This is a genomic window from Rhizobium sp. LjRoot98 (genome assembly GCF_964252935.1).
In the GTDB taxonomy this organism is placed as follows: domain Bacteria; phylum Pseudomonadota; class Alphaproteobacteria; order Rhizobiales; family Rhizobiaceae; genus Pararhizobium.
The window spans coordinates 875,672-889,040 of sequence record NZ_CAXUPW020000001.1 but is presented as its reverse complement, the minus strand read 5'-3'; the positions used below and the strand labels follow the sequence as shown (position 1 = coordinate 889,040).

At 59.9% G+C, this 13,369-nt stretch carries 8 protein-coding genes and 1 tRNA gene; 7 read left to right on the top strand and 2 right to left on the bottom strand.

Annotation, left to right across the window (positions count from 1 at the left end):
• Positions 1–152 precede the first annotated feature (152 nt).
• The 4 genes from ACSQ3J_RS04350 (at position 153) to ACSQ3J_RS04335 (ending at position 4,218) form a co-directional block, all read left to right on the top strand.
• On the top strand, positions 153–1,247 hold the full coding sequence (locus tag ACSQ3J_RS04350) for a polyamine ABC transporter substrate-binding protein (protein ID WP_060504681.1): 1,095 nt from the start codon (positions 153–155) through the stop codon (positions 1,245–1,247).
• Between the two features lie 94 nt (positions 1,248–1,341).
• Positions 1,342–2,484 carry an ABC transporter ATP-binding protein gene (locus ACSQ3J_RS04345; protein ID WP_060504877.1) on the top strand — a complete coding sequence of 381 codons (1,143 nt, stop codon included), beginning with the start codon at positions 1,342–1,344 and terminating at the stop codon, positions 2,482–2,484.
• Positions 2,485–2,488: 4 nt separating this feature from the next.
• Positions 2,489–3,400: an ABC transporter permease subunit gene (locus tag ACSQ3J_RS04340; protein ID WP_060504682.1), complete on the top strand. Its 912-nt coding sequence runs from the start codon at positions 2,489–2,491 to the stop codon at positions 3,398–3,400.
• Positions 3,401–3,402: 2 nt separating this feature from the next.
• Complete coding sequence (locus tag ACSQ3J_RS04335; RefSeq protein WP_060504683.1) at positions 3,403–4,218, top strand: ABC transporter permease; 816 nt, start codon at positions 3,403–3,405, stop codon at positions 4,216–4,218.
• A 136-nt stretch (positions 4,219–4,354) separates the two neighbouring features.
• On the opposite strand, the gene ACSQ3J_RS04330 is transcribed toward ACSQ3J_RS04335, so the two are convergent.
• Positions 4,355–6,178, bottom strand: coding sequence for an AsmA family protein (locus ACSQ3J_RS04330; RefSeq protein WP_436038723.1), 1,824 nt, complete (start codon positions 6,176–6,178; stop codon positions 4,355–4,357).
• Between the two features lie 173 nt (positions 6,179–6,351).
• On the opposite strand from ACSQ3J_RS04330, the gene ACSQ3J_RS04325 reads away from it, so the two are divergent.
• Positions 6,352–8,304 carry an acetoacetate--CoA ligase gene (locus tag ACSQ3J_RS04325; RefSeq protein WP_436038722.1) on the top strand — a complete coding sequence of 651 codons (1,953 nt, stop codon included), beginning with the start codon at positions 6,352–6,354 and terminating at the stop codon, positions 8,302–8,304.
• Positions 8,305–8,588: 284 nt separating this feature from the next.
• Here the strand turns inward: ACSQ3J_RS04325 and ACSQ3J_RS04320 are convergent, their stop codons facing one another.
• Positions 8,589–12,410 carry a PAS domain S-box protein gene (locus ACSQ3J_RS04320; RefSeq protein WP_436038721.1) on the bottom strand — a complete coding sequence of 1,274 codons (3,822 nt, stop codon included), beginning with the start codon at positions 12,408–12,410 and terminating at the stop codon, positions 8,589–8,591.
• Between the two features lie 250 nt (positions 12,411–12,660).
• Here ACSQ3J_RS04320 and ACSQ3J_RS04315 point away from each other — a divergent pair, with 250 nt between their 5' ends.
• Positions 12,661–13,110, top strand: a complete 450-nt coding sequence (locus ACSQ3J_RS04315; RefSeq protein WP_037105817.1) for a phasin — start codon at positions 12,661–12,663, stop codon at positions 13,108–13,110.
• A 167-nt stretch (positions 13,111–13,277) separates the two neighbouring features.
• Positions 13,278–13,354, top strand: a tRNA-His gene (locus tag ACSQ3J_RS04310).
• Positions 13,355–13,369 lie beyond the last annotated feature (15 nt).

Sequence of the window (13,369 nt, the reverse complement as noted above, 5' to 3'; positions counted from 1 at the left end):
TTGCGCTGCCTCTGGATGGTTCGCGTGGGACCAGTAAAAGCGCTTGTGGTTGTTTGAAAACATGCCTACCTTCCAAACGCGCATACGGAGGGGCAGACAGGCAGGCGACGGCAGCAGGCCTATACTGACCCGATAAAACCAAGGGGAATTCTATGTCGCGTACGATTGCCACCGCCTTTGCCGCGTTGATCCTCGCAGGGTCCGCAACGATTGCCACCGCGCAGGAGCGCGTGGTCAATGTCTACAACTGGTCCGATTATATCGATGCCAGCATTCTGGAAGATTTCACCAAGGAAACCGGCATCAAGGTCGTCTACGACGTCTTCGATAGCAATGAAATCCTTGAAACCAAGCTGCTGGCAGGCGGCACCGGCTATGACGTCGTCGTGCCGACGGCAAGCTTCCTGCAGCGCCAGATCGCAGCCGGTGTCTTCCAGAAGCTCGACAAGTCGAAGCTGCCGAACCTCTCCAACATGTGGGACGTGATTTCCGAACGCATCCAGAAATACGACCCTGGCAATGAATATGCTGTCGACTATATGTGGGGCACGACCGGCATCGGCTACAATGTCGAGAAGGTGAAGCAGATTCTCGGTACCGACGATGCGCCGACCTGGGACGTGATCTTCAAGCCCGAAGTTGCTGCCAAGTTCAAGGATTGCGGTATTCACATCCTCGATTCTGCTTCAGATGTCCTGCCGTCCGCCTTGTCCTATCTCGGCCTCGATCCCGATAGCCGCACCCCGGACGATCTGAAGAAGGCGGAAGAGCTTCTGACGTCCATTCGTCCTTACGTTCGCAAGTTCCATTCGTCGGAATACATCAATGCGCTGGCCAATGGCGATATCTGCCTGGCTGTCGGCTATTCGGGTGACGTCTTCCAGGCACGCGACCGCGCTGCCGAAGCCAATGCCGGTGTGACGGTCAACTATGTCATCCCGCCGACCGGGGCGCAGATGTGGTTCGACGTCATGGCCATTCCGGCCGATGCGCCGCATGTCGCCGAAGCACATGAATTCTTGAACTACATGATGAAGCCGGAAGTCGTCGCCAAGGCCTCGAACGTGGTGTTCTACGCCAACGGCAACAAGGCCTCGCAACAGTTCGTCGATAAGGAAGTGCTTGACGACACCGCGATCTATCCGACACCGGAGGTGCTTGCCAAGCTCTTCACGGTCACACCCTATGACGCCAAATCGCAGCGTCTGGTGACGCGGCTCTGGACCAAAGTGGTCACCGGCCAGTAAGTCGAAAAGAATTGCCCGGACCTGAAAATCCGGGCAATTTTCTTTTATGGCGCTGGGGAAGGCGCCGTTTGTGCATGTCATTTGGGGATAGATGATGAAGTCACTTGGCAGTATCCGGCGCTCCTTTGCTCCCTGGGCCGATCCGAAATCCGTACCGTTCATCGCCGTCAAGAACGTCACCAAGAAATTCGGCGACTTCACCGCGGTCGATGATCTCTCGCTCAACATCTACCCGCGCGAATTCTTCGCACTGCTCGGCGCATCCGGTTGCGGCAAGTCCACGCTGCTGCGCATGCTGGCCGGCTTCGAGCAACCGACGTCGGGTGAAATCATCCTTGATGGACAGAGCCTCGCGGGCATCCCGCCCTACAAGCGGCCGGTCAACATGATGTTCCAGTCCTACGCGCTGTTTCCGCATATGACGGTGGAAAACAACATTGCCTTCGGCCTCAAGCAGGACGGCATGCCGAAGGCCGATATCGCCGCCCGCGTCGATCAGATGCTGAAGCTGGTGAAGCTCGACAAGTTTGCCAAGCGCAAGCCGCACCAGCTTTCGGGTGGTCAGCGCCAGCGCGTGGCGCTCGCCCGTTCGTTGGCCAAGCGCCCCAAGGTGCTGCTGCTGGATGAGCCGCTCGGCGCGCTCGACAAGAAGCTGCGCGAGGAAACCCAGTTCGAACTGATGGACCTGCAGCAGGAACTCGGCCTGACTTTTGTCGTCGTCACCCACGACCAGGAAGAGGCGATGACCATGGCCGACCGCATCGCCGTCATGGCACATGGCAAGGTGGTGCAGGTCGCAACCCCGCCGGAAATCTACGAAGCGCCCAACTCCCGTTTTGTCGCCGATTTCATCGGTGACGTGAACATTTTCGACGGCACGGTCTCATCCGCCGGTAACGGCACTGTCGAGATCGCCACGCAAAGTGGTTTTACCGTCCGCGTCGCCTCCGCCGAACTACCCGCAGTCGGCGCCAATGCCGGTTTTGCCGTGCGTCCGGAGAAGATTCGCGTCGGCCGCGACCGGCCCGCCTGTGCCCCCCTCAATGCCGTCCAGGGGGAAATCTGGGATATTGGCTATCTCGGTGACATGACGGTGTTCCACGTCAAGCTAAAGGACGGCAAGGTCATCAAGGCATCCTCGCTGAACGCCGTTCGCGCGGTCGAGGATCCGATCGGCTATGACCAGGAGGTCTGGATATCGTTCGATGAAAATGCCGGCGTCGTGCTGAAGGATTGAGGCCATGGCAAAACTCGGATCGGCTTTGTTCAACCGGCTGGTGATCATCATCCCCTATGCCTGGTTGCTATTCTTCTTCCTGATACCGTTTTTCATCGTCATCCGCATTTCATTGTCGGAAACCGCCGTGGCGATGCCGCCCTATCTGCCGGTTTTCGATCTCGCATCCGGCATTGGCGGCATTATCGATAACATCAAGCAGTTTTCGATCGATAACTATATCTGGCTGACCGAAGACGCGCTGTATGCCAAGGCCTATATATCCAGCCTCTGGATTGCTTTGGTTTCAACATTCCTGACCCTGTTGATCGCCTATCCGGTCGCCTACGGCATGGCGCAGGCGCCCAACACCATTCGCCCGACGCTGCTGATGCTGGTCATCCTGCCGTTCTGGACAAGCTTTCTGATTCGCGTTTACGCCTGGATCGCCATCCTGAAGCCGGAAGGGCTGCTCAACCAACTGCTCCTGACGCTCGGGGTGATCGATCAGCCGCTGATCATCCTCAACACCAACTGGGCGATCTATATCGGTATCGTTTATTCCTACCTGCCGTTCATGGTGCTGCCGATCTATTCGTCGCTGGAAAAGATGGATCACAGCCTGACGGAGGCTGCCCAGGATCTCGGCTGCACGCCGATCCGGGCGTTCTGGCGCGTGACGTTTCCTTTGTCGATGCCCGGCGTTGTCGCCGGCTGCATGCTGGTCTTCATTCCGGCCGTCGGCGAATTCGTCATCCCCGATCTGCTCGGTGGCTCCGAAACGTTGATGATTGGCAAGACCTTGTGGAACGAGTTCAATGCCAACCGCGACTGGCCGGTGTCGGCTGCTGTTGCAACCATCCTCCTGCTCATCCTCGTGGTGCCGATCATGTTCTTCCAGCACGCGCAATCCAAAGCCGATAGCGAGGGGAGATAGTCATGCAGCGCTGGTCCCGTTTCAACATCGCCTCGATCGTCATCGGCTTCGCTTTCCTCTATCTGCCGATCGTTCTGCTGGTGATCTTCTCTTTCAACGAATCCAAACTGGTCACCGTCTGGGCGGGCTTCTCGACCAAGTGGTATGTGCAGTTGCTCCACAATCAGGCGCTTCTCGATGCCGCCTGGGTGACCGTCCGGGTCGGCCTGATCTCGGCAACGGTGGCAACGGTTCTCGGTACGATGGCGGCACTTGCCATGACGCGCTACACGCGCTTTCGCGGCCGCATGCTGTTTTCCGGAATGATCTACGCGCCCCTCGTCATGCCGGAAGTCATCACCGGCCTGTCGATGCTGCTTCTGTTCGTTGCCATCGGCTTTGATCGCGGCTTCTGGACGCTGACATTGGCGCATATCACTTTCACCATGTGCTTTGTCGCCGTCGTCGTGCAATCCCGGCTTCTGAGCTTCGACCGTTCGATCGAGGAGGCGGCGATGGATCTCGGCGCCACGCCGGTCGCAACCTTCCTGCAGGTGACCCTGCCGGTGATCGCGCCGGCCGTGTTTTCCGGTTGGGTGCTCGCTTTCACGCTGTCGCTGGACGATCTGGTGATTTCCAGCTTCACCTCCGGCCCCGGCGCCACCACGCTGCCGATGCGGATCTACAGTCAGGTGCGGTTGGGCGTGACGCCGGAAATCAACGCTGTCTGCACCATCCTGATCGGCATTGTCGCGATGGGTGTGCTGATCGCCTCGGTGGTTTCCCGCCGCCGGGAAATCCAGCGTGTCAAGGACGAGCAGGCCGCTTTCGCACACTGAGGGGAAGACAGCGGGCGCGTCAGCCGCGTTCGCATTCTCTCTCGTGCGGCAGGAATACGGTGCAAGGATATTTGCGCGCACGTTTGCTCGCTGGTGATCTCATAAATGCCGCGAATGGCTTACCGATCTGCGCCGGTCATGGCTGTGTGATAATCGCAGGCAGCGGTGAAATGAGTGGGTTCGGCCAGGAGCCATCGACAAAGAAACGCGTCGCAGGCGTTGGGTCATCGCCAGCCCGGACGCCGCCGACCAGCGCAAGCGTTCCACTGCTGACGGGAATGGTCCCGGCAAGCGACAGCGTCCGGCCTTCGCCCGTGATATCCGCGCTCGTCAGTTCGACAACGCCCTTGCGCAAGGTCGCGGCGATATCCGCTGTCATAAAGGGGAAGGAGCCATTGGTGGCGTGGCTGATGCTGAAGGCGCGGCCCTGCGCGGCAAGACGCTCAAACTCCGGCAGATCGAAATTCACCACGGTGCCATTGTTTGCTGAGTAGCGAATTTCGCCGGAAATGCCGTCTTTGGTCAGTGTCTGCAAGGGACGGTCGGCCGATAGGTCGACGCTCAGGACACCTCGGCCCAGCGGCAGCGGCCCTGTCAGTCCAAGGCTGGCCGCAACGGGGGCGAGGTCGGCATTCTTCAGGGCGAATTGCATCTGCCCCCCTTCGGTGCCACCGTTGGCCAAAGCGATGCGTCCGCTGATCGTACCCCCGGCAAAAGTGCCGTCGCCGATATCGATGGACGCGCGGCCATTTTCCACCATGACCCCGGCGGCAACATCCGTCAGGGCGGCCGTGTCGTAGCTGACCTCCTGCGCCGACAGGCGGAGATCAAGGTTGAACTGTTGGAGTAGCGTCCTGTCGAGGGGGAGTACAGAGCCGGATTGTGCGGACGAAATAATCTGCGCCAGGTCAAGCTGATCGAAGGCCAACGTTCCATCGATGCGTGGCCCGCGCGTCTCGTTCCAGGCGATGCCAAGAACGCCGGTAGCGTTGGATTCATCAAGGGACAGCGAAAGATTGTCCATTTTCCAGGCCTGCGCCGACATCGTCACGCTGGTATTGACGGCAATGGCACCGGTGCCAGCGGGTGGCAATGGCTGGCCTTTGAACCAGGCTTCCAGCGTGCTGGTCGATCTTGCTTTGAGCTGAAGCTGGCCGATGGCGAAGGGGTGGTTTGAAATATTGCCGTTGCCGTCGAAACTGAAGGTGAGCGGTATGGAGCTGAACGCCGTCTGGAGTGTGCCGTTCTGGCCCGATAGCAGCATCAGCGGTTCGTCGCAGGTAATGGACCATTGAACAGGCTGGCCGTTCATCACAGCTGAAAGGCTGGCATTCAGTCGCGCGGTCGGCGTCCGCCATTGCACGGCACCGGTTATCGCCGTGACGCGATGGGCGCTGGACGTGACACGATCTGTCAATTCGAGTGTGCCGTTGATGATTTCGATATCGCCGAGCGGCGTGTTGCGGGCGGGCGACGGCGTCTTGCCCGAGGCATCGGCGATCGCATCAGCCATCCAGCCGGCACGGCGCCAGTTGAACGTTCCGTCGAGCCGGCGTTCCACCTTGAAAACCGGATTGACCAGATGAAAGTCGTAAAAGAGGGGCGTGCCGCGCAGGGCAGCGAGAATGTCGAAACCGGCGGCAATCGCGTCAGCCTTCGCCAGCAGTTCCGGGGCGGCCGCATCGCCGCCTTCGAAAGTGACATTGCGCAGCGTCAGGACCGGATGCGGCCAGAAGCTGATCTGCGGGTCGCCCACAATATTTGCCCGCGCGCCCGTCCATGACGACAGAACATTCTCCATGTTCGTTTTGACGCTGGCGGTGGAGACGAACAGCGGCAGGGCGATCTTGAAAAGGGCGGTGAGGATAACCGCACCGACAAGCAGCCAGGCGATGGTTCGCGATAGAAAGAACTCTTTCCATCCGATTTTTCTGCTAGCGATGGTGAAGAATTGCCTCATGGCCGTCCGGGGCACTTTCAATCGTTTTGAAGGCCTCTGGATAGGCTTTCATCGCTCGGAAATCAAACGGTTGACACGCGAAATGTCGCAACTGCCACAGCCTTCATTTGCCCGGCCTGTTTATCTTGCGTCGCAGCATGATATAGAGGCTGGCTTGGGAAGCGGAGGAAAAAATGCAGTCAGATCGGCCCCTGTGGATACCATCGGCAGAATTCATCGAACAGACGCCGATGAAGGCGTTCATCGATTGGTGCGGACAACGCTTTACGAAGACTTTTGCGGACTATGATGCGTTCCATCAGTGGTCGATCACCGAGCGTGCCGACTTCTGGACCGCGGTCTGGGACTATTGCGGCGTCATCGGCAATCGCGGCGAACGGGCGTTGATCAACGGTGACGTCATGCTCGACGCGCGGTTTTTTCCGGACGCCACGCTCAATTTCGCCGAAAATCTCCTGCGTCATACCGGCAGCGGTGGTGCGCTGGTTTTCCGGGGCGAAGACAAGGCGCAGTCGCGCATGTCCTGGGACGAACTGCGGGCGTTGGTTTCAAGACTGCAGCAGGCCTTGAAGGCTGAGGGTATCGGCAAGGGTGACCGGGTCGCCGCGATGATGCCGAACATGCCGGAAACCATCGCCCTGATGCTGGCCACGGCGTCCATCGGGGCCATCTGGTCGTCCTGTTCTCCGGATTTCGGCGAGCAGGGCGTGCTCGACCGGTTCGGCCAGATCGAGCCGAAACTGTTCATCGCCTGTGACGGCTACTGGTATGCCGGCAAGCTGCAGGACGTGTCGGCGAAGGTCCAGGCGGTTACCCGGAAACTCGGCGTGCCTGCCCTGATCATTCCCTATGCCGGTCATGCCGAAACGCTCGCTGCTTCGCTCGACAATGGCAGGACATTGGCTGGCTTCGTCAAGCCCTTTACTGCAGGCGAAATTGAATTCGCTGCACTGCCATTCGGGCATCCACTCTATATTCTCTTCTCTTCCGGCACGACCGGCGTTCCGAAATGTATCGTCCATTCGGCCGGTGGCACATTGCTGCAGCATCTCAAGGAGCATCGTTTCCATTGCGGGCTGCGCGAGGGCGAAAAGCTGTTCTACTTTACTACCTGCGGGTGGATGATGTGGAACTGGCTGGTCTCCGGGCTGGCTCTCGGCGCAACGCTTTGCCTGTTCGACGGCTCGCCGTTCCATCCTGATGGCAACGTGCTGTTCGATTATGCCCGCGACGAGCAGTTCGCCATCTTCGGCACCTCGGCAAAATATATCGATGCCGTGCGCAAGGGCGGGTTCACGCCGGTCTCCACCCATGACCTCTCGTCGCTCCGGCTGATGACCTCGACCGGTTCGCCGCTGTCGCCCGAAGGCTTCTCCTTCGTCTACGAGGGCATCAAGCCGGACGTCCAGCTGGCGTCGATTTCCGGCGGCACGGATATCGTCTCCTGCTTTGTGCTCGGCAATCCGTTGAAGCCGGTCTGGCGTGGTGAAATCCAGGGGCCGGGTCTCGGTCTCGCCATGGATGTCTGGAACGATGACGGCCAGCCGGTGCGCCAGGAAAAGGGCGAACTTGTCTGTACTAAAGCGTTTCCCTCGATGCCGGTAATGTTCTGGAACGACCCGGAGGGCGCCAAGTACAAGGCTGCCTATTTCGAGCGCTTCGACAATATCTGGTGCCACGGCGATTTTGCCGAGTGGACCGAACATGGCGGCATCGTCATTCATGGCCGTTCGGACGCAACGCTCAATCCGGGTGGGGTGCGCATCGGCACGGCCGAGATTTACAATCAGGTCGAGCAGATGGACGAGGTGGCGGAGGCTATCTGCATCGGCCAGGACTGGGACGACGACGTGCGGGTCATCCTGTTCGTCCGGTTGGCGAAAGGGATCGCTTTGAGCGACGATCTGGTCAAGGCGATCAAGGCCAGGATCCGCAGCGGAGCTTCGCCGCGACACGTGCCAGCCAAGATCATCGCCGTCACCGATATTCCACGAACCAAATCCGGAAAGATCGTCGAGCTTGCAGTGCGTGAAGTCGTGCACGGCCGCCCCGTCAAGAACAAGGAAGCATTGGCCAATCCGGAAGCGCTCGATCTCTACGCCAACCTCGCCGAGCTTGGAAATTGAGCGGCGGCGTTAACGATTTCAAGTTCGCCGAATTAACCAAAGCTTAGGTCTTACGGGCCGATACTTAAAATTTGCGGGTCAGCTGGAAAGGTTTTGTTTACGAATGGCGGCGCATGTTGATCTCAACTTGAGGCCACCCGATGTGGGGTTGGCTTTGGCAGAGATGCCAGCGCAGACATGATGTCATTACCTCTCGAGCACCTGTTTTAGCATTCAATTTATCGAGGCAGCTTTTAAGCTGCCTCTTTTTTTGCCTGCCTTTTCCAGCGGTCAGATGCTGGGAGCTAATTGGCGAGAACTCGCTGAGACGGGAAGGAAATCTCCACCAGCGTGCCTTCATTGGGTGCCGAGTTGATTGAGAAATGCGCTCGGTTTGCCTCGGCCATGGCCTTGGTCAGCGGTAGCCCAAGGCCGGTGCCGTCGCCGCGCTTGCGGGCGCCGGTGGTCACCTGGCGGAACGGCTTCATGGCCTGCTCAAGCTCGGTGCGGGTCATGCCGACGCCGGTATCGCGGATCCGCAGGATGACGCTGCCATTGGCTTCATAGGCGGTCGACACGACGATCTGGCCGCCGGACGGGGTGAAGCGGATGGCATTGGACAGGATGTTGAGCGCGATCTGCTTGATCGAACGGTTGTCGGCAACCACGTTCGGTACCGAACCCGACAGGGAGGTGCGGATGATCACCCGCTGGCTGTTGGCCTGCGGCTGCACCAGGGAAACGGCTTCCGAGACGGCATCGTTGATCTCGACGGCGGTAAAGTCGAGGTCCATTTCGCCGGCTTCGATCTTCGAGATATCCAGCAGATCATTGACGATATCGAGCACGTGACGGCCGGAGCGGCCGATGTCACCGGCATATTCGACGTAGCGTGGATTGCCGATCGGGCCGAAATGCTCGCTTGCCATCATGTCGGAAAAGCCGATGATCGCGTTGAGCGGCGTGCGGATTTCGTGGCTGACGCGGGCGAGGAAATCGCTTTTGTGGGCGTTGGCGGTTTCGGCGGCCCGCTTGGCGTTGCGCAATTCCTCTTCCGTCCGCTTCCACTGCGTGATGTCGCGGATGACGGCGCAGAAACCATTGGAGGAGGACAGGCGGCCCATGGTCATGAACAGCGGGATGAAGCCGCCGGACGCTTCGCGGCCGATCACTTCGCGGCCATCGTTCAGCACGCTGGCGACGCCATGGCCGGAAAGCCCGGCGAGGTAATCAAGCACGGCCTTCTGGCTCTCATGGGCAAACAGCATGGCAAAGGGTTTGCCGCGGACTTCGCCGTCATCATAATTGAACAGGGCGCTGGCTGACCGGTTGACCGAGCGGATTTCACCCTCGGCACCGACGACGACAACGCCATCGGTTGCCGTCTCAAGAATGGAGTGGAGTTCTTCCGCTTCCATGCGGAGCGCTTGAAGTTCCAGCGCTTCCGCAGGCTCTTCGGCTGCGTCGGCTGGCTGGATTTCGGCGGCAAGAGGCGCAGGCGCCGTCTGCGTTGCCGAAAGCGCCATCATCAGCGCGTTCTTGTCCTCCCAGCGGATCGACTGGAGCCGTGCGGAGACCGGCACGAGTTGGCCGTCATTGCGGATCAGCATCATCGTGCCATCCGGCAAGTCGAACAGGTCATCCTCGTCGCCAGCGAAAAGGGCGTCGATCCCACCTTCCTCGCGCAGCTCGTCCAGATCGGAATAGCCCGTGAGCGCCAGAAATTCGGAATTGGCGTGAAACAGGTCGTCGCCGCTATGGACCAGAAGGGCGAGCGGAAGATTGTCGAGGATTTCCGGCGTCAGGCTGCTGTTGCCGCTGGTGCGGGCAGGCACGATCGGAGCGGGTGGCTGGACTTCTCCGGCAGGCGGCTCGACGATCTCGTTGCCGCCTGCGCGATCCTCGCTTCCGTTCCGGCCATCCTCGACGGCCGCCTCGATGTTCGGCGAAGCATCATCGCGTACCGGCGTTTGAACGGTGGTCCCGTCTGTGACAGCCACAGCCTCGTTCGGGCGTTTGCCGAAATTCTCGCCGAGTTGACGGGCGATCTCGCGAAAGGCGGCCTGTTCGCTGCGGCTCAAGGGTTCGGTGCCCGGGCGGTGATTGTCGAGTTGGACCACCTTGTCGGATATGCGCCGTCCTGCTGTCTCGACGAGCTTCAGCGCCGGGCGTTCGCCGCGGAAAGGGTCTTCCTGGTCGTCAACTGCCGCCGGTTCGTTGGTCGGCTCGGCAGGTTGGCTCGCGCTATCCTCCTCAGATGCGGCCGGTTCGGATGCCGAGTTGTCCACCGGTTCGCTCAGAGCCTCACCATGCTCCACTGCCGGGGCATGTTCTTGAGAGTCGTGCGGGGCTTCTGCCACCACGTCGTGATCTGCGGGCAGCAGACCTTCCGCCGCGCCATCCACTTCGTCTGCAACAGTCTCTTCGGCAGCAGCCGCCGGGCTGAACGTCAGGCCCATGGCCTGATCGTCATTAATCGTATCGGCCACGCGTACGATGCCGAAGCCGCGGAAACCGTCGAATTCGCGGTTGCGCGAATAGGTCGGAAGGGCGGCAAGATCGACCGGTACCTGCAGGCGCGTACCCTCAACCGGCCAGTAGATCGTCTTGCCCGACCAGGTGTCGCGCCGCTTCAAAAGCTCGCTGATCGTATTGCCGGGATCAAGGTTATAACGGTCCGCCAGATCGCTAAAGCTCTGGCCGGTAATATCGGCCGCGTTCGGCCCGACGGCGGTTGCGAATTCCTCGGAAATCTCGCTGAATCGCCCGTCTGCATCAATCTTCCAGACGAAGCGGACGGCGCGGCTGTTCGGGTTGAAGACGAAACCCTGCACAGGCCCGGTTACGCCAGCGTCTTCTCCAAGGGTTTCATCTGGTGCGCTATCGGCAGGAGGGAGGGGAACATCGTCTGCCACGCCATCCGCGGCGATTTCGCCATCCGCGGTGTCTCTCGCGCTCTGGGCCGCCATCGTCTCATCCGGCGCAACGCTGCCCTGGACGGGCTCTTCCGGAGTTTCTGCCGGTGGTGTTTCGCCACGCTCGATCTCGCCGGCCGCCTTTTCATCGGCTTCCGGTAGAATGGTGGCTTCGTCAAGCACCTGAGCTTCGGACGTCTCCTCCGGCCCGGCTGTCTCAGAAACGATGTGTTCCGGCTGTGATTGAGATGGCGCCGGCAGATGCGGGGCTGCCTCTTCGGTCACAGGGTCAGCAGGAGCCGCGGTATCTTCAGCGGAAGGCTGCTCTGTTTCTGCGGCTGAATCACTGTCATCACCGGCATCGATGAAGCCATCGTCTTCCGGCGTGATTTCCTCGATCTGCCCGATCTCGTCGATCACATCGGCAGGCAGCGCGACTGGTGACAGAAGTGGAGCGGCGGTCTGGCTTGCATCTGGTTCTGGCACGGCCGGCGTACCATCGGCATCTGCAATCTCCTGAAAATCCGTTCCAGGATCGAGATTACCCAAAATGGTCTCGACCGCAAACAGCAGATGCAGGGCAGGGCGCTCGGAGAGCTTGCCGATTGCCGCCGGCAGATGGCCCTTGCCCGTCGGGATCGGCCGCTTGAGCAGCCAGTCGCTGTCGCGGCTGACAGCCGTCACCAGCGAGCGGCATGTCTGCGGTGTCATGGCCAAAGCCCTGAACCCCGGCGAGGCGGCCAGCACGGCGCCGTCGCCGTCCAGCACAGCCATATGCGTGTCCGGGTCGTCGAAGCCCGAGATCATCCGTGCTGCACGATCCTGAATGGCAAGCAGTTTGCCGCCGCGAGGAGCTGCAAAGAGGATGGCCGTCTCGCCAGGCCGCACGGTGATCATCTCGACGGATGCGCTGACCGAGGCGCGCTGGAAGCCGGAAGCGATCCGCATCAGGAATGTCCGGCTGTCGCCGCTGCGCTTCAGCTGACGGGCAGCCGCCTCCATCTGGCGGTAGGCGGCATCGTTGCGGTTGGCGCCGCTATCGATGAAATCGTAGATCGACGGCAGCCCGAACAGGAAGGCACCTTCGCCATTCGACCACAGCACCTGGCTCATGTCGGGCGAAAACAGGACGGCGGCATCGCCCCTGGCAAAATGCTCCCGCACCCGTTCATGAACGGCGATGTCGATAAAGGGATACGATTTTGCGGGCATCGGCAGACCTGGTTTGCGCAACCGCCATAGGGGCGGGATTGTTAACAGTCTATTAATAGACGCCGGGGGGGCAGGGGTCCAGCTTGCTGACCATGGCGCACAGGCCTTTCGCCGCGCAAGGTTAATGTCGGTGATTTTAATGAATGCTGCATTGCACAAATATATTGCAATGCACAACGAAATCGCCTATATAGACATCACTGAACAACGGGTGCCTCATGAGAGGGCCTGAAACCAAGGAGCGCAGATCATGGCTACCAAGAAAACCGACGACGTCTTTTCGCTTGCCTCGTTCGACCCGGCAAAGGTCACCGAAACTTTCCGCGATTTCGCTGAAAAGGGTGCTGCCCAGTCCAAGGAAGCCTATTCCAAGATGAAGACCGCCGCCGAAGATGCGACGAAGACTGTTGAAGCGACCATCGAAAGCGCGCAGTCCGGCACCGTCGAACTCGGCCTGAAGGCGATCGACGCCCTGCGCACCAATGCAGAAAACTCGCTGTCGCACATGGAAGCGCTGCTCGGCGTCAAGTCGGTTTCGGAACTGTTCGAACTGCAGACGGCCTTCATCCGCAAGCAGGCCGAGCTTGCCATGGAACAGGCAAAGTCGATGCAGGAAGCCACCCGCAAAGTTGCCGAAACCGTGACCAAGCCTGGCAAGGATGCCGCCGAAAAGGCCATCTCCGGCTTCAAGAAGAACTGATTTCTGCGGGCGCGGACTTTGTTCGCGCAGCACGATAAAAAGAACCGGGTGATTGTTTACCCGGTTTTTTCACATCTACGGGCAAGTTATGGCTTGCAAAAAATCCGGACTGCCCGTATTTGACCCGGAAAGCGCGGCGCGACTTTGTTTCGTCAGCTTTGTTTTGTGCGGTTGTAGCTCAGTTGGTTAGAGCGCAGGTTTGTGGCACCTGAGGTCGGAGGTTCGAGACCCCCCAACCGTACCATTTTCTTCAGTGAAA